Origin of the sequence: Variovorax sp. V93 (genome assembly GCF_041154485.1) — a bacterium.
Lineage (GTDB): Bacteria > Pseudomonadota > Gammaproteobacteria > Burkholderiales > Burkholderiaceae_C > Variovorax > Variovorax beijingensis_A.
Genome location: NZ_AP028669.1, coordinates 1,781,302 through 1,805,202, shown reverse-complemented (window position 1 = coordinate 1,805,202; position 23,901 = coordinate 1,781,302). Strand labels below are relative to the sequence as shown.

26 protein-coding genes are annotated in these 23,901 nt (G+C 68.5%); 15 read left to right on the top strand and 11 right to left on the bottom strand.

The features are described 5' to 3' along the window. Positions 1 to 21 precede the first annotated feature (21 nt). The 14 genes from ACAM54_RS08515 to mnhG all read left to right on the top strand — a co-directional run bounded on the left by ACAM54_RS08515 (position 22) and on the right by mnhG (position 12,008). Positions 22 to 336 carry an integration host factor subunit beta gene (locus ACAM54_RS08515; RefSeq protein ID WP_012746756.1) on the top strand — a complete coding sequence of 105 codons (315 nt, stop codon included), beginning with the start codon at positions 22 to 24 and terminating at the stop codon, positions 334 to 336. Between the two features lie 45 nt (positions 337 to 381). Beyond that, the gene (locus ACAM54_RS08510) at positions 382 to 720 is read left to right on the top strand and encodes a lipopolysaccharide assembly LapA domain-containing protein (RefSeq protein WP_145741793.1); all 339 of its coding nucleotides are present in this window, start codon (positions 382 to 384) and stop codon (positions 718 to 720) included. Beyond that, positions 710 to 1,888, top strand: a complete 1,179-nt coding sequence (lapB, locus tag ACAM54_RS08505; protein WP_145741791.1) for a lipopolysaccharide assembly protein LapB — start codon at positions 710 to 712, stop codon at positions 1,886 to 1,888. Before ACAM54_RS08510 ends, lapB begins: the two co-directional genes overlap by 11 nt. 27 nt (positions 1,889 to 1,915) lie before the next feature. Next, complete coding sequence (locus ACAM54_RS08500) at positions 1,916 to 2,380, top strand: ComEA family DNA-binding protein (protein WP_369650438.1); 465 nt, start codon at positions 1,916 to 1,918, stop codon at positions 2,378 to 2,380. A 211-nt stretch (positions 2,381 to 2,591) separates the two neighbouring features. Next, positions 2,592 to 3,560 (top strand): TRAP transporter substrate-binding protein, encoded by a 969-nt coding sequence (locus ACAM54_RS08495; protein WP_369650437.1) that lies wholly within the window; start codon positions 2,592 to 2,594, stop codon positions 3,558 to 3,560. Between the two features lie 21 nt (positions 3,561 to 3,581). Next, the gene (locus ACAM54_RS08490) at positions 3,582 to 4,091 is read left to right on the top strand and encodes a TRAP transporter small permease (protein WP_369650436.1); all 510 of its coding nucleotides are present in this window, start codon (positions 3,582 to 3,584) and stop codon (positions 4,089 to 4,091) included. Continuing rightward, complete coding sequence (locus tag ACAM54_RS08485) at positions 4,084 to 5,385, top strand: TRAP transporter large permease (RefSeq protein ID WP_369650435.1); 1,302 nt, start codon at positions 4,084 to 4,086, stop codon at positions 5,383 to 5,385. The genes ACAM54_RS08490 and ACAM54_RS08485 overlap by 8 nt, the downstream gene beginning before the upstream one ends. 31 nt (positions 5,386 to 5,416) lie before the next feature. Next, entirely contained in the window at positions 5,417 to 5,794 is a 378-nt protein-coding gene (gene crcB / locus ACAM54_RS08480) for a fluoride efflux transporter CrcB (protein WP_369650434.1), read from the top strand. 87 nt (positions 5,795 to 5,881) lie between these two features. After that, positions 5,882 to 8,836, top strand: coding sequence for a monovalent cation/H+ antiporter subunit A (locus tag ACAM54_RS08475; RefSeq protein WP_369650433.1), 2,955 nt, complete (start codon positions 5,882 to 5,884; stop codon positions 8,834 to 8,836). Beyond that, on the top strand, positions 8,836 to 9,189 hold the full coding sequence (locus tag ACAM54_RS08470) for a Na+/H+ antiporter subunit C (protein ID WP_369650432.1): 354 nt from the start codon (positions 8,836 to 8,838) through the stop codon (positions 9,187 to 9,189). Before ACAM54_RS08475 ends, ACAM54_RS08470 begins: the two co-directional genes overlap by 1 nt. Positions 9,190 to 9,233: 44 nt before the next feature. Continuing rightward, entirely contained in the window at positions 9,234 to 10,892 is a 1,659-nt protein-coding gene (locus ACAM54_RS08465) for a monovalent cation/H+ antiporter subunit D (RefSeq protein WP_369650957.1), read from the top strand. Next, complete coding sequence (locus ACAM54_RS08460) at positions 10,889 to 11,380, top strand: Na+/H+ antiporter subunit E (protein ID WP_145741777.1); 492 nt, start codon at positions 10,889 to 10,891, stop codon at positions 11,378 to 11,380. Before ACAM54_RS08465 ends, ACAM54_RS08460 begins: the two co-directional genes overlap by 4 nt. Continuing rightward, positions 11,377 to 11,655: a K+/H+ antiporter subunit F gene (locus tag ACAM54_RS08455; RefSeq protein ID WP_021006334.1), complete on the top strand. Its 279-nt coding sequence runs from the start codon at positions 11,377 to 11,379 to the stop codon at positions 11,653 to 11,655. The genes ACAM54_RS08460 and ACAM54_RS08455 overlap by 4 nt, the downstream gene beginning before the upstream one ends. Further along, positions 11,652 to 12,008 carry a monovalent cation/H(+) antiporter subunit G gene (gene mnhG, locus ACAM54_RS08450; RefSeq protein WP_145741775.1) on the top strand — a complete coding sequence of 119 codons (357 nt, stop codon included), beginning with the start codon at positions 11,652 to 11,654 and terminating at the stop codon, positions 12,006 to 12,008. Before ACAM54_RS08455 ends, mnhG begins: the two co-directional genes overlap by 4 nt. Positions 12,009 to 12,021: 13 nt before the next feature. On the opposite strand, the gene ACAM54_RS08445 is transcribed toward mnhG, so the two are convergent. The 7 genes from ACAM54_RS08445 to ACAM54_RS08415 all read right to left on the bottom strand — a co-directional run bounded on the left by ACAM54_RS08445 (position 12,022) and on the right by ACAM54_RS08415 (position 19,707). Next, complete coding sequence (locus tag ACAM54_RS08445; protein ID WP_369650431.1) at positions 12,022 to 13,044, bottom strand: XdhC family protein; 1,023 nt, start codon at positions 13,042 to 13,044, stop codon at positions 12,022 to 12,024. Between the two features lie 14 nt (positions 13,045 to 13,058). Beyond that, positions 13,059 to 13,667 carry a CoxG family protein gene (locus tag ACAM54_RS08440; protein WP_307697242.1) on the bottom strand — a complete coding sequence of 203 codons (609 nt, stop codon included), beginning with the start codon at positions 13,665 to 13,667 and terminating at the stop codon, positions 13,059 to 13,061. A 31-nt stretch (positions 13,668 to 13,698) separates the two neighbouring features. Continuing rightward, positions 13,699 to 14,913: a VWA domain-containing protein gene (locus ACAM54_RS08435; protein WP_369650430.1), complete on the bottom strand. Its 1,215-nt coding sequence runs from the start codon at positions 14,911 to 14,913 to the stop codon at positions 13,699 to 13,701. Positions 14,914 to 14,939: 26 nt separating this feature from the next. Beyond that, complete coding sequence (locus ACAM54_RS08430; protein WP_369650429.1) at positions 14,940 to 15,842, bottom strand: AAA family ATPase; 903 nt, start codon at positions 15,840 to 15,842, stop codon at positions 14,940 to 14,942. Between the two features lie 156 nt (positions 15,843 to 15,998). Next, positions 15,999 to 16,790, bottom strand: coding sequence for a xanthine dehydrogenase family protein subunit M (locus tag ACAM54_RS08425; protein ID WP_209499682.1), 792 nt, complete (start codon positions 16,788 to 16,790; stop codon positions 15,999 to 16,001). A gap of 21 nt (positions 16,791 to 16,811) precedes the next feature. Continuing rightward, positions 16,812 to 19,196, bottom strand: a complete 2,385-nt coding sequence (locus ACAM54_RS08420) for a xanthine dehydrogenase family protein molybdopterin-binding subunit (RefSeq protein WP_369650428.1) — start codon at positions 19,194 to 19,196, stop codon at positions 16,812 to 16,814. A 13-nt stretch (positions 19,197 to 19,209) separates the two neighbouring features. Then, entirely contained in the window at positions 19,210 to 19,707 is a 498-nt protein-coding gene (locus tag ACAM54_RS08415; RefSeq protein ID WP_124956916.1) for a (2Fe-2S)-binding protein, read from the bottom strand. A 180-nt stretch (positions 19,708 to 19,887) separates the two neighbouring features. Here ACAM54_RS08415 and ACAM54_RS08410 point away from each other — a divergent pair, with 180 nt between their 5' ends. After that, on the top strand, positions 19,888 to 21,024 hold the full coding sequence (locus ACAM54_RS08410; RefSeq protein WP_369650427.1) for a helix-turn-helix domain-containing protein: 1,137 nt from the start codon (positions 19,888 to 19,890) through the stop codon (positions 21,022 to 21,024). Positions 21,025 to 21,031: 7 nt separating this feature from the next. Here the strand turns inward: ACAM54_RS08410 and ACAM54_RS08405 are convergent, their stop codons facing one another. The 4 genes from ACAM54_RS08405 to ACAM54_RS08390 all read right to left on the bottom strand — a co-directional run bounded on the left by ACAM54_RS08405 (position 21,032) and on the right by ACAM54_RS08390 (position 23,838). Continuing rightward, complete coding sequence (locus ACAM54_RS08405; RefSeq protein ID WP_369650426.1) at positions 21,032 to 21,409, bottom strand: nuclear transport factor 2 family protein; 378 nt, start codon at positions 21,407 to 21,409, stop codon at positions 21,032 to 21,034. 100 nt (positions 21,410 to 21,509) lie between these two features. Continuing rightward, positions 21,510 to 22,370 (bottom strand): substrate-binding domain-containing protein, encoded by an 861-nt coding sequence (locus tag ACAM54_RS08400; protein ID WP_369650425.1) that lies wholly within the window; start codon positions 22,368 to 22,370, stop codon positions 21,510 to 21,512. Next, entirely contained in the window at positions 22,367 to 23,086 is a 720-nt protein-coding gene (locus ACAM54_RS08395) for a phosphate ABC transporter ATP-binding protein (RefSeq protein ID WP_145741758.1), read from the bottom strand. The genes ACAM54_RS08400 and ACAM54_RS08395 overlap by 4 nt, the downstream gene beginning before the upstream one ends. Next, entirely contained in the window at positions 23,083 to 23,838 is a 756-nt protein-coding gene (locus ACAM54_RS08390; protein WP_209534889.1) for an ABC transporter permease, read from the bottom strand. The genes ACAM54_RS08395 and ACAM54_RS08390 overlap by 4 nt, the downstream gene beginning before the upstream one ends. Positions 23,839 to 23,901: the final 63 nt, after the last annotated feature.

The window sequence follows — 23,901 nt, the reverse complement described above, 5'->3', positions numbered from 1 at the left end:
GTCCACGTTTTTGTTTGGCCTATGACCCGCTCTGACCTCGTCGAAGAACTCGCAGCGCGCTTCGCGCAGCTGACGCACCGCGATGCCGAATACGCCGTCAAGACCATCCTGGACGCGATGAGCGACGCGCTGGTACGCGGGCACCGCATCGAGATCCGTGGCTTCGGCAGCTTCTCGGTCACCCGGCGTCCGCCGCGCATCGGCCGCAACCCGCGTTCGGGCGAGAGCGTTCAGATCCCCGAAAAGCGGGTGCCCCACTTCAAGCCAGGCAAGGCATTGCGCGAGGCCGTCGACGCCAAGACCGCCGAGCTCGACGCCAAGGGCCGCAAGGCCTGATCGCATGGATGCAAACGTAGAATGCTCCCGGCAACGGGAACGGCTATGAAATACCTCCTGTGGCTGCTCAAGGCAGCCATTTTTTTTACGCTTTTTGCTTTCGCGCTGAACAACCAGCACGACGCGACCGTCTATTTCTTCTTCGGCACGCATTGGCGCGCGCCCCTGGTGCTCGTCGTGCTCGCAGCTTTCGCCGGCGGCCTCGTGGTGGGCGCGCTCGGCATGCTGCCCGGATGGTGGAAGCACCGTGCGGCGGCGGCGCAGGTTCCGGCTGCGCGCGGCGACGAAGCCGCGGCGCCTGCGTCATCCACGCCTGCCCCGGCAGCGCCGCCGCCGTCCATTTCCGCCACCGACCTACCCACCGTACGCCAACATGGACTTTGATCCCAGCTGGCTGCTGATCAGCCTGCCCGTCGCCTTCGTGCTGGGCTGGCTCGCCTCGCGCTTCGACATCCGGCAGCTCAAGCTCGAGAACCGGCAAGCCCCCAAGGCGTATTTCCGCGGCCTCAACTTTCTTCTCAACGAACAGCAGGACCAGGCCATCGATGCCTTCATCGAGGCCGTGCAGAACGATCCCGACACGCAGGAACTGCACTTCGCGCTGGGCAACCTGTTTCGCCGGCGCGGCGAATACCAGCGCGCGGTGCGCGTGCACGAACATCTGCTGGGGCGCGGCGACCTGAGCCGCAGCGATCGCGAACGCGCCCAGCACGCGCTGGCGCAGGATTTCCTGCGCGCCGGGCTGCTCGATCGTGCCGAGGCCGCGCTGCAAAAACTCGAGGGCACGCGCTACGAGAACGAGGCGCGGCTTTCGCTTCTGGCCATCTACGAGCGTTCGCGCGAATGGGCCCAGGCCGCCGCCGTGGCGCAGAAGCTCGACGAATCCGACCAGGCCAGCTACAGCACGCGCCGAGCCCATCACCTCTGCGAGCAAGCCTCCGAGCAGGTGGCGGCCGGCGACCTGGCCGCGGCCGGCCGGCTGCTTGCCGAGGCGGTCGCGCTGGCCCCGCAGGCGCCCCGCCCCGCCATCGACTCCGCCACGCTGCAACTGCGCAATGGCGACGGTGCCAAGGCCTTCGACACCCTTGTCGCCCTGAGCGACACCGCCCCGCTCGCCTTGCCGCTGTATGCCGCTGCGCTGCAGCAGGCCGCGGTCGCCGCCCATCGCGAGGGCGAGGCACTCGCGCTGCTGCAAAGGCACTATGACGATTCGCCCTCGATCGACGTGCTCGAAGCGCTGATCGCGCTCGGCGGCTCGCCGACCAGCGCGATTCCGGCCGCCAACGGCCAGCCGCTCGCTCCGCGCGACGGCTACATCGCACACCTCGCCCAGCAGCCCTCGCTGGTTGCCGCCTCGCGCTGGCTTGCCGGCGAGCGTTTCGAGCACGAGCAGTTCCACCCGCAGGTGCAGCGCGCCCTCGACCAGGCCACCCGGCCGCTGATGCGCTACCGCTGCGCCGCATGCGGCTTCGAGGCGCACCAGCATTTCTGGCATTGCCCCGGATGCCAGGCCTGGGACAGCTATCCGCCGCGGCGCGTCGAAGAGCTCTGAGCCACATTCCGAACACCTTTCGGAACAATGGTGAACGCGCCTCCCGCAGGGCGCGAGGCCGTCAACGCGCCTTTTCCTGAACCGTTGAACGCGAGCCGGCGCCTTCTGCCGGCGAACTGTGATCTCAACAAATCAGGGAGTTTGAAAATCATGCTGAAGAAAATCCTGGCCGTGATGGCCATGCTGTTGGCGGCTGCCTCGTTCGCCGCGGTCGATGTCAACAAGGGCACGGCGGCCGATCTCGATGGCATCAAGGGCGTCGGTCCTGCAATGTCCAAGCGCATCCTCGACGCACGCAAGGAAGGTGAGTTCAAGGATTGGCCCGACTTCATGCAACGCGTGAAAGGCGTGAAGGAAAAGAAGGCCGGGAAGCTGTCGGCCGAAGGACTCACGGTGAACGGCAAAACCTTCGGCGGCACCGCAGGCGAAGCAGTTGCCGCCAAGGCGGAAAAGCCCGCCAAGGCAGCCGCTGCCAAGCCGGCCAAGCCCTGATCGAAACGCCCTGGGCCAGCGGGCCGATGCCGCGCGCGCGGCATGCCCCGCAACACACTGAAAGCCGCCGCAGGGCGGCTTTTTTGCATGCGCCGCAGCAGCAAGACAGGCTGCTGCGCAGCGCCGCGTGGCAGGGAAATGCCTCAGGAGTGGCCCGGAATTTGCACGTATGCTCGCGTTCGTTTTCACTTTCATACGTTCCGGAGCGCTCATGAATCACAAGTTCGGCATTGCCCTGGCGGGCCTCACCCTTGGCGCCGCAGCCTTCGCGCAGACCAAGTGGGACCTGCCCACCGCCTACCCGGCGACCAACTTCCACACCGAGAACATCACCCAGTTCGCGAGCGATGTCGAAAAGGGCAGTGGCGGCAAGCTCAAGATCACCGTGCACGCCAATGCGTCGCTGTTCAAGGCGCCCGAGATCAAGCGCGCGGTGCAAGGCGGACAGGCGCAGCTCGGCGAGATCCTGCTGGTCAACTACCAGAACGAATGGCAGATGTTCGGCGCCGATGGCATTCCCTTCCTCGCCGACAGCTATGACGCGGCCTGGAAGCTCTATCAGGCGCAGAAGCCCGTGCTCGAAAAGAAGCTGGCCGAGCAGGGCATCGTGCTGCTCTACACGGTGGCCTGGCCGCCGCAGGGCATCTTCGTGAAGAAGGAAATCGCTTCGGCCGCCGACCTCAAGGGCGTGAAGTGGCGCGCCTACAGTCCCGCCACCGCGCGCATCGGCGAACTGGTCGGTGCGCAGCCGGTGACGGTGCAGCAGGCCGAGCTGTCGCAGGCCATGGCCACGGGCGTGATCGAGTCGTACATGTCCTCCGGCTCCACTGGCTACGACACCAAGACCTACGAATACATCAAGAACTTCTACGACACGCAGGCCTGGCTGCCCAAGAACGCGGTGCTCATGAACAAGAAGGCCTTCGACGCGCTCGACAAGTCGACGCAGGACGCCGTGCTGAAGGCCGCCGCCGATGCCGAGAAGCGCGGCTGGGAGCTCTCGAAGAAGAAGAACCTCGAGTACCTGGACCTGCTCAAGAAGAATGGCATGACCGTGCATGTGCCTTCCGCGGCACTCAAGACCGACATGAAGAAGGTCGGCGACACCATGCTCAAGGAATGGCTCGAAAAGGCCGGCCCCGAGGGCCAGGCGGTGGTCGACGCATACAAGAAGATGTGACGCAACACCGAACAGCCACCGATGCGAAAGACGCTTGATTTTCTCTACAACAGCGCCGCCGCCCTGGCGGCGCTTTTCATGTTCGGCCTGCTCGTGATGGTGCTGCTCTCCATCGCCGGGCGGCAGCTCCATTTCAATGTTCCGGGCATCGATGCCTATGCCGGCTACCTGATGGCCGGTGCCGGCTTCCTCGCGCTCGCTCACACGCTCAAGCGCGGCGAGCACATTCGCGTGACCCTGGTGCTGCAGAACCTGCCGCCCGCGGCGCAGCGCTGGCTCGAACGCTGGGCCATGGGCGCGGGAGCCCTGCTCGCGGTGCTGTTCGCCTGGTACAGCGCGCGGCTGGTGTTCCAGTCGCACGACTTCCACGACATCTCCACCGGCAACGACGCCACCCCCCTGTGGCTGCCGCAGCTCTCGATGGCCGTGGGTGCGCTGGTGTTCGCCATCGCAGCCTTCGACGAGTTCGTGATCGAGTGGCGGGGAAGACCAGCCAAGCCGGTCGAGACGGAGGCCTTGCGCCATGAGTGACATCGCCGTTGCGGGCCTGCTGATCGCCGCGCTCTTCCTGATCCTGGGCAGCGGCGTGTGGATCGGCCTCACGCTCTCCGGCGTGGCGTGGATCGCCATGCAGATTTTCTCGTCGCGCCCCGCGGGCGATGCCATGGCCGTGACCATCTGGGGCTCGGCCTCGAGCTGGACGCTCACCGCGCTGCCGCTGTTCATCTGGATGGGCGAGATCCTGTTCCGCACGCGGCTCTCGCAGGACATGTTCAAGGGTCTCGCGCCCTGGATGCAAAGCCTGCCGGGCCGGCTGCTGCACACCAACGTGGTGGGCTGTGCCGTGTTCGCGGCGGTGTCGGGCTCGAGCGCGGCCACCTGCGCCACCATCGGCAAGATGAGCCTGCCCGAACTGAAGCGGCGCGGCTACCCGGACGACATGGTCATCGGTACGCTGGCCGGGGCCGGCACGCTGGGCCTCCTGATCCCGCCTTCGATCATCATGATCGTCTACGGCGTGAGTGCGGACGTGTCGATCGCCCGGCTGTTCATTGCAGGTGTGATCCCGGGCATCCTGCTTGCGCTGCTGTTCTCGGGCTACATCGTGTTCTGGTCGCTGCGCCACCCGGACCGCATTCCGCCGGCCGATGCGAAGCTGCCCTTCATCGAGAAGCTGAAGGCCTCGATGTCACTGATCCCGGTCGCGCTGCTGATCCTGTCGGTGCTCGGATCCATCTACGCGGGCATTGCCACCGCCACCGAAGCGGCCGCCGTGGGCGTAGTCGGTGCCATGATCATCTCGGGCGCGCAGGGCTCGCTGAACTGGCACAGCTTCAAGGAAGCGCTGCTGGGCGCCACGCGGCTCTACTGCATGATGGCGCTGATCCTCGCGGGCGCAGCCTTCCTCACGCTGGCCATGGGCTACATCGGCCTGCCGCGCCACCTGGCCGAATGGATCGGCTCGCTCGGCCTCTCGAAGTTCCAACTGATCGCGATGCTCGCAGCCTTCTACATCGTGTTGGGCTGCTTCCTGGATGGCATCTCGATGGTCGTTCTCACCATGGGTGTCATCATGCCGACGGTCACCGCTGCCGGCATCGACCCGATCTGGTTCGGCATCTTCATCGTGCTGGTGGTCGAGATGGCGCAGATCACGCCGCCCGTGGGCTTCAACCTGTTCGTGCTGCAGGGCATGACCGGGAAGGACCTGCTCTACATCGCCCGCGTCACGCTGCCGATGTTCTTCCTGATGGTGGCGGCCGTGCTCATCATCTACTTCGTGCCGCAACTGGTCACCTGGCTGCCGCAACAGATGGCGCCCTGAACAGCGCCAGCCGTGCCCCGACAATAGGCCCATGCTGCTTCCGATTCTTGCCATCTGCATGGGTGCCTCCGTGGGCGCGGTGGCGCGCTGGGGCCTGGCGCTGTGGTTCGGCGCAGGCGGGTTCATGCCCTGGGGCACGCTGGCCGCCAACCTGATCGGCGGCTACCTCATCGGCGTGGCCATCGCCTCGTTCCATCTGCTGCCCGACCTCGATCCGGCCTGGCGGCTCGCGCTGGTCACGGGCTTTCTCGGCGGCCTGACGACCTTCTCGAGCTTCTCGGCCGAGGTCGTGACCATGCTTCTCGAAGGCCGGCCGGGCGTGGCACTGCTCACGGCAGCAGCCCACCTCGGCGGATCGCTGTTCCTGACCTGGCTGGGCATACGCAGCGTGCAGGCCCTGGCCGCCTGATCGATCCATAGCCAGGCGGCAAGGCCGTCGATCTTCGCGGGTTTTCAGGAGAATTTTCCAGGGGGCCGGTCGATAGAATCGGCCGCAATGCCCCTGGTCTTTCTCGTCGCACTCCCCTTTGTTGCCAGCGTGCTGGCCGCGTTGATGCCGTCGAACGCGCGCAACCGGGAGTCGACGCTGGCGGGGCTCGTCGCGCTGGGCTGCGCGCTGCAGACCGCATGGTTCTTTCCCCAGATCGCGCGCGGCAACGTGCTGCGTCAGGAGATCGCATGGCTGCCCGAGTTCGGGCTCAACCTGGTGTTCCGCATGGACGGCTTCGCCTGGCTGTTCTGCATGCTGGTGCTCGGCATCGGCGCGCTGGTGGTGCTCTATGCGCGCTACTACATGTCGGCGTCCGATCCGGTGCCGCGCTTCTTCTCGTTCTTTCTCGCGTTCATGGGCGCGATGACGGGCGTGGTGCTCTCGGGCAACCTGATCCAGCTGGTGCTGTTCTGGGAGCTCACCAGCCTGTTCTCCTTCCTGCTGATCGGCTATTGGCATCACAGGCGCGACGCCCGGCGCGGCGCGCGCATGGCGCTCACCGTCACCGGTGCCGGCGGGCTCTGCCTGCTGGCGGGCGTGGTGGTGCTGGGCCGCATCGCGGGCAGCTACGAGCTCGACGTGGTGCTCGCATCGGGCAACGAGATCCGCGCGCATTCCCTCTATCCCGCGGCCCTGGTGCTGATACTGCTCGGCGCCTTCACCAAGAGCGCGCAGTTCCCGTTCCACTTCTGGCTGCCGCGCGCCATGGCGGCGCCCACGCCGGTCTCGGCGTACCTGCATTCGGCGACCATGGTGAAGCTCGGCGTGTTCCTGATGGCGCGGCTGTGGCCGGTGCTGTCGGGCACCGAACAGTGGTTCTGGCTGGTGGGCGGCGCGGGCGCGATCACGCTGCTGCTCGGCGGCTTCGTGGCGATGTTCCAGCGCGACCTGAAGGCGCTGCTCGCGTACTCGACCATCTCGCACCTCGGGCTCATCACGCTGCTGCTCGGCCTGAACAGCCCGCTCGCGGCAGTGGCAGCCGTGTTCCACATCATCAACCACGCGACCTTCAAGGCATCGCTCTTCATGGCGGCCGGCATCATCGACCACGAGAGCGGCACGCGCGACATCCGCAAGCTCAGCGGCCTGCTGCGGCTGATGCCGATCACCGGCACGCTGGCGATCATCGCAAGCGCGTCGATGGCCGGCGTGCCGCTGCTCAACGGCTTTCTCTCGAAGGAAATGTTCTTCGCCGAGACGGTGTTCATCCAGGCGACGCCGTGGATCAACCTGAGCCTTCCGGTCATTGCCACCATCGCGGGCGTCTTCAGCGTGGCCTATTCGGCGCGCTTCGTGTTCGACGTTTTCTTCGGCCCGCCCTGCGGACCCGAGGTACCGAGGCAGCCGCATGAGCCGCCGCACTGGATGCGCGTGCCGGTCGAACTGCTGGTGCTGGTCTGCCTGGTGGTGGGCGTGGCGCCGGCCTGGTCGATCGGCGCGCTGCTGGCGGCGGCCGCCACGCCGGTGGTCGGCGGCGTGCTGCCCGAATACAGCCTCGCCGTGTGGCACGGCTTCAACCTGCCGCTGGCGATGAGCTTCGTGGCGCTGGCCGGCGGCATGGCGCTCTACCTGTCGCAGCGCCGCCGCCGCGCAGAGGGCAAGCTCGAACACACGCCGCTCCTGCACCGCTTCGACGGCCAGGCCATCTTCGAACACCTGCTCGCGCAGCTCAGCGAGGCCGGCCGGCGCAGCCGCCGCCTGCTGGGCACGCGGCGCATGCAGTCGCAGTTGCTGCTGCTGATCGCGGCGGCGGCGGCGGGCGCCGCGGTGTCGCTCTGGACGGCACCGGTCGCCCGCGGCGAGCGCGAACTGCTGCCCTTCTCGCCGATGTTCGCCATGACCTGGCTGATCGGCGGCACCTGCGCGCTGGCGGCGGCATGGCAGGCCAAGTTCCATCGCCTGGCCGCGCTGATGCTGGCCTCGGGCGCCGGGCTGGTGTGCTGCGTGACCTACATCTGGTTCTCGGCACCCGACCTGGCATTGACGCAGCTGGTGGTGGAGGCCGTGACCACGGTGCTGATCCTGCTGGGCCTGCGCTGGCTGCCGATGCGCAGCAAGGATGCGGTCCAGCCAGCGCGCGCCAGGCTGCGCCCCTGGGGCCGGCGCGGACGCGACCTGCTGGTGGCGGCCGGCGTCGGCGGCGGCATGGCGGCGCTGGCGTGGCTCATGATGACGCGGCCGTTTCCGCAAAGCATCTCACCCTTCTTTCTCGAGCATGCGCTGGCCGAGGGCGGCGGCACCAACGTAGTCAACGTGATGCTGGTCGACTTCCGCGGCTTCGACACCTTCGGCGAGATCACCGTGCTCGGCGTGGTCGCGCTCACGGTCTATGCACTGCTGCGCCGCTTCCGGCCGGCGCGCGAATCGATGGCCCTGCCGGTGCAGCAGCGCGCGCAGGCCGACGACGGAAGCAGCGACCTGCTGAACCCGCGCCTGGCCAAGGACACGGCGGTGGGCTACCTGATGGTGCCGGCCGTGCTGGTGCGCCTGCTGCTGCCGCTTGCGGTGCTGGTGTCGGTCTATTTCTTCATGCGCGGGCACAACGCGCCCGGCGGCGGCTTCGTCGCGGGGCTGGTGATGTCGGTGGCGCTGGTGCTGCAGTTCATCGTCTCGGGCACCGAGTGGGTGGAAGAGCACCTGCGCATCTATCCGCGCCGCTGGATCGCCGCCGGCCTGCTGCTCGCGCTGGCCACGGGCAGCGGCGCGGTGCTGTTCGGCTATCCGTTCCTGACCACCCACACCGCGCACCTGCACCTTCCCGTCCTGGGCGAGCTGCACGTGCCGAGCGCCCTGTTCTTCGACATCGGCGTGTTCGCACTGGTGCTGGGCGCGACCATGCTGATCCTCACCGCGCTGGCCCACCAGTCGGTACGCAGCCACCGCTGGGCCGACGAGCAGCGCGAGAAGGAAGCCGAGGCAGCTGCCGCGGCCGCCGGCGCAACACCGGAAGGAGCGCGCTGATGGAGGCCGTGCTCGCACTGGCCATCGGCGTGCTCACCGGCTCGGGCGTGTACCTGCTGCTGCGGCCGCGCACCTTCCAGGTGATCATGGGCCTCACGCTCATCTCGTACGCGGTCAACCTGTTCATCTTCAGCATGGGGCGGCTCAAGCTCGACAGCGAACCGGTGCTGGTCCATGGCATCGCCGCCACGCTGGCCAACACCGCCGACCCGATGCCGCAGGCCCTGGTGCTGACGGCGATCGTGATCGGCTTTGCAATGACGGCGCTGTTCCTCGTGGTGCTGCTGGCCTCGCGCGGCCTCACCGGCACCGACCACGTGGACGGCGAAGAGCGGCAGGAGGCGGCGGAGTGACGGGGCAACTGGTCCAGCTGCTCGACCGGCTGCTCGAGTTCGGCATGCCGCACCTCGTCGCGGTGCCGATCCTCGTGCCGCTGCTCACGGCCGCACTGATGCTGCTGCTGGGCGAAAGCCGGCGCCGCACCAAGTCGGCGCTGAGCGTGGTCTCGGGACTGGTGGGACTGCTGGCGGCGCTGGCGCTGCTGCGCTGGGTGAATGCGCCCGAGACCGGCGACGGCCCCGGCTCGGTCGGCGTCTACCTGCCGGGCAACTGGCAGGCGCCCTTCGGCATCGTGCTGGTGGCGGACCGGCTGTCGACCATGATGGTGGCGCTCACGGGCGTGGTTGCCTTTGCGGCCTCGATCTATTCAACCTCGCGCTGGGACCGCGCGGGCGTGCATTTCCATCCGCTGCTGCAGCTGCAGCTCATGGGCCTGAACGGCGCCTTCCTCACGGGCGACCTGTTCAACCTGTTCGTCTTCTTCGAGGTGATGCTCGCGGCCTCCTACGGCCTGCTGCTGCATGGCTCGGGCCGGCTGCGGGTGCAGGCCGGGCTCCACTACATCGCCATCAACCTGGCCGCCTCGTCGCTCTTCCTGATTGGCGCGGCCCTGCTCTACGGCGCGACCGGCACGCTCAACATGGCCGACCTCGGCATGCGCATCGCGCAGCTCGCGCCGGCCGACCGCGGCCTGGTGCATGCGGCGGCCGCCATCCTCGCGACCGCGTTCTTCGCCAAGGCCGGCGCCTGGCCGCTCAACTTCTGGCTGGTGCCGGCCTACAGCGCGGCGGTGTCGCCCGTCGGCGCCGTGTTCGCGCTGTTGACCAAGCTCGGCATCTACACGCTGCTGCGGCTGTGGACGCTGCTCTTCGCACCGGACGCCGGCAGCTCGGCCGCGTTCGGGCAATCGGCGCTCATCGCGATCGGGCTGGCGACGCTGTTCGCGGGCGCCCTCGGCATCGTGGGCACGCAGCGGCTCTCCAATCTCGCGGGCTTCAGCGTGCTGGTGTCGGCGGGCACGCTGCTCGCGGCCATCGGGCTCGGGGAGCCGGCCGTGTGGGCCGGCGCGCTCTACTACCTGCTGAGCTCGACGCTGGCCGTGAGCGCCTTCTTCCTGCTGACCGACATGATCGAGCGCTGGCGCAACGCCGGCATGAGCGTGGCACCGCATGAAAAGGCGGGCAATGCGCCGTTCCTGGCGGAAGACCTGCGGGTGCTCGACGACGTGAACCTCGATGACGAGGCGCAGGCACTCTACGGCCGCGCCATTCCCGCCGGCGTGGCCTTCCTGGGACTGAGCTTCATCGGCTGCACGCTGCTGCTCGCGGGCCTGCCGCCGCTGTCGGGCTTCGTGGGCAAGTTCGCGATGCTGTCGGGCGCCTTCTCCACCGGCGGTACCTCGCTGCCCGCGTGGATCTTCCTGGCGCTGCTGATGGTCTCGGGACTGCTCGCGCTGATTGCGCTGAGCCGCACCGGCATGCGCCACTTCTGGACCCAGCCGCATCCCACCATGCCGGCGCTGCCCGCGCTCGAGGTGCTGCCGGTGGCCGGACTGCTCGCGGCCAGCGTGGCGCTCACGGTCTGGGCCGGCCCCGTCATGCGCCACGCCATCACCACCGCCGAAGGGTTGCGCACGCCCACCGCCTACCGCAATGCCGTGATGGGCGCGCGGCAGGTGCCCAATCCGGCGGCGCCCGCGAAAGGCCCGGCACCATGAAGCGCTGGATGCCTTCGCCGCCGCTCTCGCTGGCGCTGTTTGCGGTGTGGCTGCTGCTCAACCAGTCGCTCGACCCGGCCACGCTGCTGGCGGCCGCGGTGCTGGCCATTGCGGTTCCGCTGCTCACCAAGGGATTGCGGCCAGCCACGGTGCGCATGCGCAAGCCCTGGGTGGCGCTGCGGCTCGCGGGCCGGGCCTTGGCCGACATGCTGGAATCGGCGCTCTTCGTGGCGCGGCGGCTGCTGACGCGCCGCACCTCGCGCATCGCCTCGCGCTTCATCCACGTGCCGCTGGATCTTCGCGATCCGAACGGGCTCGCGGTGCTGGCCATGATCATGTGCCTCACGCCCGGCACCGCATGGGGCGAGATCGCGTTCGACAGCAGCACGCTGCTGATCCATGTGTTCGACGTCGACGACGATGCCGCTTTCATCGCCATGATCAAGCAGCGCTACGAGCACCCCTTGATGGAGATCTTCGAATCATGACGCCTGTACTTTTCTGGGCCTTGAAACTCGCGCTCCTGCTGCTGGCCGTGGCCATGCTCTGCGCGCTGGCGCGGCTGCTGGTGGGCCCGAGCGCGCAAGACCGCGTGATGGCGCTGGACTGCCTCTACATCAACGGCATGCTGATGATGCTGGTGCTGGGCATCGTCTATGCGAGCAACGTGTACTTCGAGGCCGCGATGCTGACGGCGCTGTTCGGCTTCGTCGGGTCGACCGCCATGGCCAAGTTCCTGTTGCGCGGGGAGGTGATCGAATGAGCGACTTCATCGTGGGGCCGCTGCCGCTGTGGGCGGAAATCGTCACCGCCGTGTTCGCGGTGCTGGGCGCAGCCTTTGCCGCCATCGGCTCCTTCGGCCTCGTGCGGCTGCCCACATTCTTCCGCCGCATCCATGCGCCGACGCTCGGCGCCACGGTGGGCGTGTGGTGCATGACGATCGCCACCATCGTCTATTTCTCGGTGCAGGGCTTCAGCCTCTTCCTGCACGCGGTGCTGATCGTCCTGTTCATTGCGCTCACGGCGCCCATCACCACCATCTTCCTGATGCGCGCCGCGCTCTTCCGTGAGCGGCAAAAGGGCGGCGACGTGCCGCCGGCGGCCAAGTCGGGCTGAAACCGGCGCCTCGTCAGCTCATCGCGAGCTGCTGCAGGCCCTTGGCGCGCGCCACTTCCATTTCGCGCGGCAGCGTCACCGCGTTCTTCACGGCCAGGATCTCGGCCATCACGCTCACGGCGATCTCGGGCGGCGTCTTGCTGCCGATGTAGATGCCGATGGGGCCGCGCAGCCGCGCGAGCGATTCCTCTGTCTGGCCGAAGTGCTCGATCATGCGGGCGCGCCGCGCATCGGCATTGCGGCGCGAGCCGATCGCGCCCACGTAGAAGGCTTCGCTCTGCAGTGCCTCGAGCAGTGCGAGGTCGTCGAGCTTGGGATCGTGCGTGAGCGCCACCACGCAGCTGCGGCGATCGGGCTTGAAGGCCAGCACCGCATCGTCGGGCATCTCGGTCGTGATCTCCACGCCGGACAGCGTCCATGCGGTGCGGTATTCGGCGCGCGGGTCGCACAGCGTCACGGCAAAGCCGCTGAACCTGGCCATGGTCGCAAGGTATTCGGCGAGCTGGCCGGCGCCGATCAGCAGCATGCGGTATTCGGGGCCGAAGGTGTTGGTGAGCTCGGTGTCGTTCACCTTGAGTTCGTCGGGCGCGGTGGCTTCGGCCAGGCGCACGGCGCCGGTCGAAAGCGTGACGGTGCGCTGCATGAGCCGGCCCTGCTCGAGCTGGGCCACCAGCGTATCGAGCGCGGCCGCGTCGGGGTCGTATTCGAGCAGCAGCTCCAGCGTGCCGCCGCAGGGCAGCCCGAAGCGGTGCGCCTCGTCGGCCGTGATGCCGTACTTCACGAGCACGGGCGGCGCGCCCAGGGGTACCTGTTCGCCGTTGCCGTGCGCATGGCTGTAGCGCGCGATCAGGTCGTCCTCGATGCAGCCGCCGGAGACCGAGCCCACCACGGCGCCGTCGTCGGCCAGCGCCATGATCGAGCCGACCGGCCGCGGCGAGGAGCCCCAGGTGCGCACCACGGTCGTGAGCAGCGCGCGCTTGCCGGCACGCCGCCAGTCGCGCAGCGTGCGCAGCACCATGACGTCGAGATTTTCCATTGCCTGATCCGTTCCTAGCCGGCGTCGCCCGGTGCGGCGGACGCATCCTTGTCGTCCTTCTTGCCGAGCCCCATCTTCTTCATGAGGCCGGACATCATGCCGGCCTTTTCCGTGGGCGCCTCGGCCGCTTCAGCGGCGGCCGGCGGCGGACCGTAGCGGCTCTGCATCTCGGCCTCGAAGCGCTTGAAGAAATCGTCGGCGGTCGACTTGGCGGCGCCATCGATCAGGCGCTGGCCCAGTTGCGCGATCTTGCCGCCGACCTGCGCCTGCACGGTGTAGTCGAGCTCGCAGCCGGCCGGTGCCGGCGCGGCCTCGGCGGTGCCGTCCAGCGGCCGCAGCGTCACGCTGGACGAACCCTTGGCAAAGCCCGCCACGCCGCCCTGCCCCTCGAAGCTGAGCTTGTAGCCATCGGGCGCCACGATGTCCGACAGCGCGACCTTGCCGCTGAACTTGGCCGACACCGGGCCGATCTTGACCGCCAGCGCCACGCTGTACTGGTTGTCGCCCGTGAGCTCGAACTTGTCGCAGCCGGGAATGCACTTCTTGAGCGTCTCGGGGTCGTTGAGCGCCTCCCAGGCCTGTTGTTGGGTGACGCCGAGGCGGCGATTGCCGAGCATTTCCATGGTGGTTTTCCTTTTTGCTTCTGTGAAGTCCCTAGCGCCCGGACCGCATGAGGGCGGCGAGGCTGCTTGCGAGCTGTTCGAGGGCACTGAGATTGTGGACCGCCAGCATCGCATCCGCATGCCGGTGCAGCACACTGGCCCCACGCGCCAAAGGGGCGTAGCCCTCGAAGCGCAGCAGCGGGTTGAGCCACAGCAGGCGGCGCGAGTGGCGCTTGAGCCAGAGCAGCTCGTTTTCGAGCAGCGCCGGCTCGCCGGTGTCGAGTCCGTCGCTGATCACCAGCACCAGCGTGCGGCGGCCAGTCAGGCGGCGCGCGTTCGCATGGCGAAGCTCGGCCAGCGAACTGCCGAGCCGCGTGCCGCCTGCGAAATCGTCGATGGCCAGACCTGCGGCCGCCAGCATCGCATCGGTGTCGGCCAGCCGGAAGGCCGGTGTGAGATCGGTCAGGCGGGTGCCGAAGGCGAACACGTCGCGCCGCCCGGCCCGCCGCGTCGACGCATGCAGAAAGGCCAGCAGCAGCCGCGCATAGCGTTCCATCGAGCCCGACACGTCGACCAGCACCAGCAGCGGCAAGGGCTGCTCGCGGCGGCTCAGCTTCGGCAGGCGAAGTATTTCGCCACCCGTGCGCGCCGCTTCGTGCAGCACGCCAGGCCAGTGCATGCGCGCATGCTGCGAACCTGCATCATTGGCCGCGCGCAACCGGCGCGACGGCAGCGAAGGAATGGGCAAGGTGACATCGCGCGCAAGGCGTTCCACCAGCCGGTACTCGGACGCGCCCAGCGCATTGAAGTCGGCATGCTGCAGGCGCTGCCGATCGCTCGATGTCATGGCGGCATCGAACTCGACCTCCTTGTCGGGCTTGGCAACCGCGGCCGGGCGGGCGGGATCGCGCGGCGCCGTGAGGGCCTCGCGCACGCGCGGGCGCCGCTTCGAGGGCTCGGCCTTGCCCTCGGCGCTCGGGAGCATCTGCGCGAGCAGCTTGTTGGCGAGTTCGGGGTCGCGGAACCAGGCGTCGAAGAGCTCGCGGAACACCATGCGGTCCTGCTCGCGGCTGATCATGACGGCTTCCATCGCGGCGCTCAGGTCGAGCCTGCTTTCCACGCCCACCAGCGTGGCCGCTTCGGCGGCCAGCGCGATGCGCATGGCATCGGTGCGAACGCCGGCGCGGCGCAGCGCGCGGCCGAAGGCCGTGATGTTGCCGGCCAGCTTGCCGCTGCGTACGTCGCCGAGTTGCTGGATGCCGGCCATGCGGGCGCCTCGACCGTCGGCCGCGCTCAGGGCGCGACCGGCTCCTCGGGTTTCAGCAGATCGGATGCGAGCTCGTGCGTGAGCGCTGCCACGTCGTCGCGCTGCTTGAACAGGATGCCGGCGGTGTCGACCACCACTTCGGGATCGAGCTCGACGGTGTCGAGCGCGATCAGCGCCCTCGCCCACTCGACGCTTTCGGCAATGCCGGGCGCACGCTGGAAGGCGTTGACGAAGGGCGCGTCGCGCAGCCGCGCCACGAACGCGGCCACCTGGGCCGAGAGCTTCTCGCCGGCCTCCGGCACCTGGGCCCGCACGATGGCCAGTTCGCGTTCGCGCTCCGGGTAGTCGAGCCAGTGGTAAAGGCAGCGCCGCTTCACCGCGTCGTTGAGCTCGCGCGTGCGGTTGCTCGTGAGGATGGTGACCGGCGGCACCACGGCGCGCACGGTACCGAGCTCGGGAATGCTGACCTGGTACTCGCCCAAATATTCGAGCAGGAAGGCTTCGAAGGGCTCGTCGGCGCGGTCCACTTCGTCGATCAGCAGCACGGCGCCGGGCGCGGGCGTCTGCAGGGCCTGCAGCAGCGGGCGGCGGATCAGGTAGTGCGGCTGGTAGACCTCGGCCTCAATGTCTCGTACAGCACCTGCGGCTTCGGCCGCGCGCATGTGCAGGAGCTGCGCGGCGTAGTTCCATTCGTAGAGCGCCTCGCGCTGCTCCAGCCCGTCGTAGCACTGCAGGCGCAGCAACTCGCGGTTGAGCGCGGTCGACAGTGCCTTGGCCAGCTCGGTCTTGCCGACACCGGGCTCGCCCTCGAGCAGCAGCGGGCGCTGCAGCCTGAGCGCGAGGAACACGGCCGTGGCCAGGCGGCGGTCGGCAAAGTAGCCGGCCTGCATCAAGCCTTCGGAGAGGGAATCGATGGTCGGGAAGGTCATGGCGAAGCGTAGCGGATGCTGAAACAAGCCGGCATGCGCAGCGCTGCCTTTTCGCGAACACCGCGGAACCGGCTTTGCCGGGCCGCTGGTGTTGCCCCCTGCAAGGGGGTGGGCGAAGCGACACGAAGTGCGCGAAGCCTGGGGGTTAGCCCATTTCTAGCCCAGCGCCTTGGTGACGGCGCGCTGCGTGAGCACGCTGATCAGGTTGGCACGGTAGGCCGCCGAGGCGTGCAGGTCGCTGTTGAGCTCGCTCGCGTCGATCTTCACGGCCGCGGCGGCTGCCGCCGTGAAGCTCTTGTTGAGCGCATCTTCGAGCCCCGCGTGGCGGAACACGCCGTTGCCCGCGCCGGTGATGGCCACGCGCACGCCGCTGTCGAACTGCGCAAGGAACACGCCGACGAGCGGAAAATTCGATGCCTTCTGGCGCAGCTTCTCGTACACGGCGCGCTTCGGAATCGGAAAGCGGATCGCGGTGATCAGCTCGTCTTCCTCGAGTGCCGTGGTGAAGAGGCCCAGGAAGAAATCGTCCGCGGCGATCTCGCGCTTCGAGGTGATGACCGTTGCACCGGAGCCGAGCACCGCGCTGGGGTAGCAGGCGGCCGGATCGTTGTTGGCCACCGAACCGCCGATGGTGCCCATCGCGCGCACCTGCCGGTCGCCGATGCGCCCGGCCAGGTCCGCCAGCGCAGGGAAGGCGGCTTTCACGTCGGCGTTGTTGGCCACGTCGAGATGGCGCGACATCGCGCCGATGGTGATCGTGCCGGCGTCCTTCCTGATGCCGGTGAGCTCCTTGATACCGCCGAGGTCCACGAGCTGCTCGGGCGCCGACAGCCTGAGCTTCATGGAGGCGAGCAAGGTCTGGCCGCCGGCCAGCGGCTTGGCGCCCGCGGCAACGAGCTTGGCCGCGTCGGCCACGGTGGCCGGCCGTTCGAGTGTGAAGGCGTACATGGTGTGGGTTCCTTCGTTGTTCTAGTGGGAGGCGGCCGCCTGCATCGCTTCCCAGACGCGGCTGGCCGATGCGGGCATGTCGAAGTCCTTGACGCCGAGCGGCGCCAGCGCGTCGAGCACGGCGTTGATCACGGCCGGCGGCGAGCCGATGGCTCCCGCCTCGCCGCAGCCCTTGGTGCCCAGCGGGTTGTGCGTGCACGGCGTGCACACGGTGTCGAGCTTGAACTGCGGAAAGTCGCCGGCCCTGGGCATGGCGTAGTCCATGAAGCTGCCGGTGAGCAGCTGGCCGGTCTCGTTGTCGTACACGCAGTTCTCGAGCAGCGCCTGGCCGATGCCCTGCACCAGCCCGCCGTGCACCTGGCCCTCGACGATCATCGGATTGATGATGGTGCCGAAGTCGTCCACCGCGGTGAAGCGGTCCACGCGCACCTCGCCGGTCTGCTTGTCGACCTCGACCTCGCAGATGTAGGTGCCGCCCGGGAAGGTGAAGTTGGTGGGGTCGTAGAAGGCGGTCTCGTTCAGGCCGGGCTCGAGCTTGTCGAGCGGGTAGTTGTGCGGCACGTAGGCCGTGAGCGCCACCTGGCCGAACGGGATCTTCTTGTCGGTGCCCTTGACCGTGAACTCGCCGTTCGCAAACTCGATGTCGGCATCGCTTGCCTCCATCAGGTGCGCGGCAATCTTCTTGGCCTTGGTCTCGATCTTGTCGAGCGCCTTCATGATGGCCGCGCCGCCTACCGAGATGGAGCGCGAGCCGTAGGTGCCCATGCCGAAGGGTACGCGGCCGGTGTCGCCATGCACCACGTCGACGTTGTCCACCGGAATGCCCAGGCGTGCCGCCACAACCTGCGCAAAGGTGGTTTCATGTCCCTGCCCGTGGCTGTGCGAGCCGGTGAAGACCGTCACGCTGCCAGTCGGATGGACGCGGATCTCGCCGCATTCGAACAGGCCGGCCCGCGCGCCCAGCGCCCCGGCGATGTTCGACGGCGCGATGCCGCAGGCCTCGATGTAGCTCGAGTAGCCGATGCCGCGCAGCTTGCCCGCGGCCTCGCTGGCCGACTTGCGCTGCGCATAGCCTTGCACATCGGCCAGCACGCGGGCCTTGTCCATGCAGGCGTGGAAGTCGCCCGTGTCGTACTGCAGCGCCACCGGGGTCTGGTAGGGAAAGGTGGTGATGAAGTTGCGCTTGCGGATCTCGTCCTGGCCCAGGTTCATTTCCCAGGCGCAGCGCGACACCAGCCGCTCGAGCAGGTAGGTGGCCTCGGGCCGGCCCGCTCCGCGGTAGGCATCGACCGGCGCGGTGTTGGTGAACCAGGCATCGACCTCGACGTAGATCTGCGGCGTGGTGTACTGGCCCGCGAGCAGCGTGGCGTAGAGGATGGTCGGCACTGCGGTCGAGAAGGTCGACAGGTAGGCGCCGAGATTGGCGTCGGTGTGCACCCGCATCGCGAGGAACTTGCCGTCCTTGTCCATCGCCATTTCGGCATGGCTCACATGGTCGCGGCCATGCGCGTCGGACAGGAAGCACTCCGAGCGCTCGGCCGTCCACTTGATGTTGCGGTTGAGCTGCTTGGCGGCCCAGGTCAGGCACACGTCTTCGGCGTACAGGAAGATCTTGGAGCCGAAGCCGCCGCCCACGTCGGGCGCGATCACGCGCACCTTGTGTTCGGGCAGCCCCAGCACGAAGGCCGTCATCAAGAGGCGCTCGACGTGCGGGTTCTGGTTGGACACATACAGCGTGTAGTCGTCGGTGCCGCGGGCGTAGCTGCCGATGGCCACGCGCGGCTCGATCGGGTTGGGCACCAGCCGGTTGTTGACGAGGTCGAGCCTGGTCACGTGCGCGGCATTGGCAAACACCGCATCGACGGCGGCCTTGTCGCCCAGCGCCCACTTGTAGCACTGGTTGTCGGGGGCCTCGTCGTGCAGCGTGACGCCGCTTGCCTTCTTCGCCGCGTCGCCCACGCTCACGAGCGCGGGCAGCACGTCGTAGTCGACCACCACGGCCTCGGCCGCATTCTTGGCCTGCTCGACGGTCTCGGCCACCACCATGGCCACATGGTCGCCCACGTAGCGCACCTTGTGGATCGCGAGGATCGGGTGCATCGGCTCCTTCATGGGCGTGCCGTCGGGGTTGTTGATGAGCCAGCCGCAGGGCAGGCCCCCCATCTTCCCCTCGATGTCCTTGCCGCTGAAGATGCCGACCACGCCGGGCATCTTGAGCGCCTCGGCAGTGTCGACCGACTTGATGACGGCGTGGGCGTGCGGCGAGCGCACGAAGACCGCATGGCTCTGGTTGGCCAGCGTGATGTCGTCGGTGTAGTTGCCCGCGCCGGTCAGGAAGCGATAGTCTTCCTTGCGCCGCAGCGCTTCGCCGATGTGGGGCAGGTTCGAGAAGTCGGAGGCACCCATGATGTTGCTCCCTTCACGCCGTGGCGGTGGTCTTGACCGGCGTGCCCGAGGCCATGGCCTCGCCGCCCATCTGCACGGCCTTCACGATGTTCTGGTAGCCCGTGCAGCGGCACAGGTTGCCGTCGAGCAGTTCGCGGATCTCCGATTCGCTCGACTTGGGATGGTGGGTGCACAGGTCGATGGCGCTCATGACCATGCCCGGGGTGCAGAAACCGCACTGCAGGCCATGGCATTCCTTGAAAGCCGCCTGCATGGGGTGCATGGTGCCGTCGGGCTGGGCGATGCCCTCGATGGTGGTGATCTGCGCGCCGGCGGCCTGCCCGACCAGGATGTTGCACGACTTCACCGCGCGCCCGTTCATGTGGACGGTGCATGCGCCGCACTGGGCGGTGTCGCAGCCGACATGGGTGCCGGTCAGGTGGAGATGCTCGCGGATGGCGTGCACCAGGAAGGTATTGGGGGGTGCGTCGACCGTGGCCGGTCGGCCGTTGACCGTGAAAGCTACCTGCATTTGGCTGTCTCCGTTGAAGGTGATGGCTGGTTCAGCGAAAGGCATCTTGGATGCCGGCCCCGTGCACTATCCTAGGCAAAACCCTCGACGCTTGCGCAGCGCGTACGAAATTCTCAAAATGAAACAACTTGCGGCCCCGGCAAGTCTGAAAAAACCGCCCCACCCGAGCGAACCGACCCGATGTCCGCCTCCATCGTTGCGCCCCTGCCCGAACGTTCCGCCGCCATTGCGCAGGCCCGACGGGAGCTGATCCACGGCGAAGCCCCCCGCTCGCGGGGCGCGGCGCGCATCGAGCCATGGATCCTGCGTTCCTGGGAGCGCTGCCTGCAGGCGGGGCGGCAGCCGCAGCAGCGGATCAGCTTCGAACCGGTGGCCAGGTCGGCCGAGCGCGAGGCGTCCGAGCGCAACCGCGCGCTGGTCCTGGCGGCCCGGCCGGTGATCGAGCGGCTGTCGCGCGCCATTGCCGACACGCGCTACTTCGCCGTCCTGACCGATGCCGACGGCATCGTGGTCGACGTGGGCCCGCTGCCCGACGGCACCGACACCGACAGCCGCTACGCCCGAAACATCGCGCGCGTGGGCGTCGACCTGTCGGAGCGCGCGGTCGGCACCAGCGCGATCAGCACCGCGCTGGCCGAGCAGGAATCGGTGTGGCTGCACCGCGGCGAGCACTTCTTCGAGGACACCAGCATCTACAGCTGCGCCGGGGCGCCGCTGTTCGGCCCGCGGGGCAACTGCATCGGCATGCTCGACCTGACCGGCGTGCAGGCGGTGGAGCGGCCGGAGCTGCGGCACCTGGCCACGCTGTCTGCACGCAGCATCGAGAACATGCTGGTGCTGAACCAGCCCTGCGAGCTGCGGCTGCATCTCTCGTGGCCGGGCTGCCCGCGCGGCGAAGCCACCGACGGGCTGCTGTGCATCGACGCCGACGGCACCGTTGCGGGCGCCAATGCCGCGGCGCGCCAGATGCTGCACCAGCCGCTGGCGCGCGCCCAGCACGCGCTGCACTGCAACGACCTGTTCGCAACGCCGCTGGACATGCTGTTCGATGCGGCCCGCCGCGGCGACGCCGTGCTCGAGGTGCCGCTGTGGTCCGGCCTGCGCGTGCAGGTCCGGCCCCAGCGCGGCGGCAAGAGTCCGGCCGTCGCGGTGGCCGAAGCCCGGCCGCGGCTGCGCGACGTCGAGGCTGCCCTGATCCGCAAGGCCGTGGCCGACGCCCGCGGCAACGTGGCCGAGGCCGCGCGTACGCTGGGCATCAGCCGCGCCACGGTCTACCGCAAGCTGTGGCGCGGCCGTGCTTCCGGCTCCGCGGACTGAAGCCCGTTCAGGCCCCGACCGGCACCTTGTCGAGGAAGCCAGTCACCGACTGCAGCCTGCCGGCATCGAGCCGGGCGAAGTCGGTGCCCTGGATCAGGTCTTCGGCGCCGCTCGGGCCCAGGGTCCACGAGAAGCGCAGGTTGTCGCCGTGCGCCTCGGGCGTACCGAACAGGTTGAAGCGGAAACCCGGATAGCGCTGCTGCACGGCCCCGATCAGCGCGCCGATCTGGTCGCGGCCGCTGGCCTGCGCCAGCGGGTCGGCGTAGTGCGCATCGGCCGTCCAGGCGGCTTCGATCAGCTGGGCGCGGCGCGCGGCATCGGTTTCGTTCCAGGCCGCGATGTAGCGTTGGGCAATGGCGGCGGCGTCGTGTGCGGCGGTGTTCATGATGACCATTTCCTTTCGAGGATTCGACCCGCAACATCGCGGGGTGAAGGAATGGTCGCGCCGGGCGCGCGCGGCGTCGATGACCTCGCAGGTCATGGCCTCAGTTCGCCGATGCGTTGGGAAAGAACAGCTGCTCGCCGCCGATCTTGTAGGCCGCGATGGTCTGCTGCCCGGCCGGCGAGATCACCCAGTCGACGAACTTCTGCGCACCCTTGCTGTTGAGCGAGGGAAATTTCGCCGGGCTCACGACCATCACGCCATATTGGTTGAACAACCGCTTGTCGCCCTCGACCAGCACTGCCAGGCCAGCGCGGTTCTTGAAGCTGAGCCAGGTGCCGCGGTCGGCCAGCACGTAGGCGCCCGACGAGGCCGCGATGTTCAGCGCCGGCCCCATGCCGCAGCCGCATTCCTTGTAGCCCGTGCCCTTGCGCTCGTTGGGCACCGGCTGCCCCGCCTCGGCCACGCCGGTCTGCGTCCAGAGGCGGCGCTCGGCCGCGTCGGTGCCGCTCTTGTCGCCGCGCGACACGAAAGGCGCGTTGGCGGCCGCGATCTTCTTCAGCGCGGCGACGATGTCGCCGCCCTTCGCGCCCACCGGGTCGGCCTGCGGGCCCACCAGCACGAAGTCGTTGTACATCACGGGGTAGCGTTTGGCGCTGAAGCCCTCGGCCACGAACTTCTCCTCGGCCGCGGTGTCGTGCACGAACAGCACGTCGGCATCGCCGCGCTTGGCCATGTCGATGGCCTGGCCGGTGCCCACCGCCACCACCTTGACGTCGATGTCGCTCGCTTTCTTGAATTCCGGCAGCAGGTGCGAGAACAGGCCCGATTGCTCGGTGGACGTGGTCGAGGCCATGGTGATGGTCTCGGCGCGCGCGGCACCCGCGGCCAGGAAGAAAACGGCCACGGCCAGCGAGGCGCGAATGCCCGTGCTTGCGCGGTGCTGCTTGAGAAACAGGTTCATGCCAACTCTCCTTTGACGAACAGGCGGGCCTCCTCCGGCAGGGGCCCATGGAAGAAATCGTGGACGGGCAGGTCGGCCAGCACGCGGCCGTGCTCGAGATAGACCACGCGGCTCGCGAGCCGCTTGACCTGCCCGAGGTTGTGGCTCGCAAACACCAGCGTGCGGCCGGCGGCGGCTTCGGCGATCAACGCCTCGACCTCGCGCTTGGCGGTGGGATCGAGGCTGGCCGTGGGCTCGTCGAGCAGCAGCACCGCCGGATGCAGCGCCCAGGCGCGCGCCAGCGCCACGCGCTGCTGCTGGCCGCCCGAGAGGGCACGGGCGTTGCGCTCGGCCAGGTCTTCCAGGCCAACGCGCGCCAGCGCCGGAATGGCGGCGCGGCGGGCATCGCGCCAACGCATGCCGCGCAGCCACAGCGCCAGGGCCACATTGACCGTCACCGAGGCGCGCAGCATGTGCGGGCGCTGGAACAGCATGGCCTGCTGCCGGCGCGGCGCGGCGCTGGTGAAGCTCCCTGCCGCATGCGGCACCAGGCCGTGCAGCAGCCGCAGCAGCGTGGTCTTGCCGCTGCCGTTGGCGCCGATGAGCGCCACGCGCTCGCCGGCCGCGATGGTCAGCGTCGCGCCCTGCAGCGCCGCCACCCGCCCCAGGCGAACGTCGACGCCATAGAGCGCGAAGACGGTGGCATCCACGCTCGCGAGCTGCGCGTGTTCGTTCACGGGCGCGCCTCCGGCCGCCACCAGGCCGCCATGCCGCCTGCGCCGCCCCCGCCGTCGACCCGTTCGCGCCAGCCGCGCACGGCGGCAATCGCAAGGTTCAGCACCAGCACCACGCCCAGCAGCACGATGCCCAGCGCCAGCGCCAGCGGCAGGTCGCCCTTGCTGGTTTCGAGCGCGATGGCGGTGGTCATCACGCGCGTGAAGCCGTCGATGTTGCCGCCCACCACCATCACCGCGCCCACTTCCGATACCGCGCGGCCGAAGGCGGCGATCAGCACCGTGAGCAGTGCGTAGCGCTCGTCCCAAACCAGCAGCAGCGCCCGCACCAGAGGCTTGGCGCCGAGCGAGCTCAGCTGCTCGCCATGCGCGCGCTCGGCATCCTCGATGGCCTGGCGCGTGAGCGCCGTCACCACCGGCAGCACCAGCACCGTCTGCGCCAGCACCATGGCCTTGAACGAAAACAGCCAGCCCAGGAAGCCGAGCGGGCCCGAGCGCGACAGCAGCAGGTAGATGACCAGCCCGACCACCACCGACGGCAGCGCCAGCAGGGTGTTCAGCAGCGTGAGCAGGCCGGCGCGGCCGCGAAAGCGCGCCACGCCCAGCCAGGCGCCCAGCAGCAGGCCCAGCCCGCAGGCCAGCACGCAGGCGCTGGCGCTGACCGCGAGCGAACGGCCGACGATGGCCAGCAGCACCGGATCGCCGGACACGAGCAGCTGCCAGGCCGCGACGGCGCTCTGGGCAAAGGTGTTCACGCGGTGGGCTTCATGGGTCGAAGCGCCGGAGTATCGGGGTGTACCTCCAATTACCTATGCAAT

Coding starts and splice junctions, on each gene's coding strand:
- ACAM54_RS08515 (WP_012746756.1), top strand. CDS start 22: ATGACCCGCTCTGACCTCGTCGAAGAACTCGCAGCGCGCTTCGCGCAG.
- ACAM54_RS08510 (WP_145741793.1), top strand. CDS start 382: ATGAAATACCTCCTGTGGCTGCTCAAGGCAGCCATTTTTTTTACGCTT.
- lapB (WP_145741791.1), top strand. CDS start 710: ATGGACTTTGATCCCAGCTGGCTGCTGATCAGCCTGCCCGTCGCCTTC.
- ACAM54_RS08500 (WP_369650438.1), top strand. CDS start 1,916: ATGGTGAACGCGCCTCCCGCAGGGCGCGAGGCCGTCAACGCGCCTTTT.
- ACAM54_RS08495 (WP_369650437.1), top strand. CDS start 2,592: ATGAATCACAAGTTCGGCATTGCCCTGGCGGGCCTCACCCTTGGCGCC.
- ACAM54_RS08490 (WP_369650436.1), top strand. CDS start 3,582: ATGCGAAAGACGCTTGATTTTCTCTACAACAGCGCCGCCGCCCTGGCG.
- ACAM54_RS08485 (WP_369650435.1), top strand. CDS start 4,084: ATGAGTGACATCGCCGTTGCGGGCCTGCTGATCGCCGCGCTCTTCCTG.
- crcB (WP_369650434.1), top strand. CDS start 5,417: ATGCTGCTTCCGATTCTTGCCATCTGCATGGGTGCCTCCGTGGGCGCG.
- ACAM54_RS08475 (WP_369650433.1), top strand. CDS start 5,882: ATGCCCCTGGTCTTTCTCGTCGCACTCCCCTTTGTTGCCAGCGTGCTG.
- ACAM54_RS08470 (WP_369650432.1), top strand. CDS start 8,836: ATGGAGGCCGTGCTCGCACTGGCCATCGGCGTGCTCACCGGCTCGGGC.
- ACAM54_RS08465 (WP_369650957.1), top strand. CDS start 9,234: ATGCCGCACCTCGTCGCGGTGCCGATCCTCGTGCCGCTGCTCACGGCC.
- ACAM54_RS08460 (WP_145741777.1), top strand. CDS start 10,889: ATGAAGCGCTGGATGCCTTCGCCGCCGCTCTCGCTGGCGCTGTTTGCG.
- ACAM54_RS08455 (WP_021006334.1), top strand. CDS start 11,377: ATGACGCCTGTACTTTTCTGGGCCTTGAAACTCGCGCTCCTGCTGCTG.
- mnhG (WP_145741775.1), top strand. CDS start 11,652: ATGAGCGACTTCATCGTGGGGCCGCTGCCGCTGTGGGCGGAAATCGTC.
- ACAM54_RS08445 (WP_369650431.1), bottom strand. CDS start 13,044: ATGGAAAATCTCGACGTCATGGTGCTGCGCACGCTGCGCGACTGGCGG.
- ACAM54_RS08440 (WP_307697242.1), bottom strand. CDS start 13,667: ATGGAAATGCTCGGCAATCGCCGCCTCGGCGTCACCCAACAACAGGCC.
- ACAM54_RS08435 (WP_369650430.1), bottom strand. CDS start 14,913: ATGGCCGGCATCCAGCAACTCGGCGACGTACGCAGCGGCAAGCTGGCC.
- ACAM54_RS08430 (WP_369650429.1), bottom strand. CDS start 15,842: ATGACCTTCCCGACCATCGATTCCCTCTCCGAAGGCTTGATGCAGGCC.
- ACAM54_RS08425 (WP_209499682.1), bottom strand. CDS start 16,790: ATGTACGCCTTCACACTCGAACGGCCGGCCACCGTGGCCGACGCGGCC.
- ACAM54_RS08420 (WP_369650428.1), bottom strand. CDS start 19,196: ATGGGTGCCTCCGACTTCTCGAACCTGCCCCACATCGGCGAAGCGCTG.
- ACAM54_RS08415 (WP_124956916.1), bottom strand. CDS start 19,707: ATGCAGGTAGCTTTCACGGTCAACGGCCGACCGGCCACGGTCGACGCA.
- ACAM54_RS08410 (WP_369650427.1), top strand. CDS start 19,888: ATGTCCGCCTCCATCGTTGCGCCCCTGCCCGAACGTTCCGCCGCCATT.
- ACAM54_RS08405 (WP_369650426.1), bottom strand. CDS start 21,409: ATGAACACCGCCGCACACGACGCCGCCGCCATTGCCCAACGCTACATC.
- ACAM54_RS08400 (WP_369650425.1), bottom strand. CDS start 22,370: ATGAACCTGTTTCTCAAGCAGCACCGCGCAAGCACGGGCATTCGCGCC.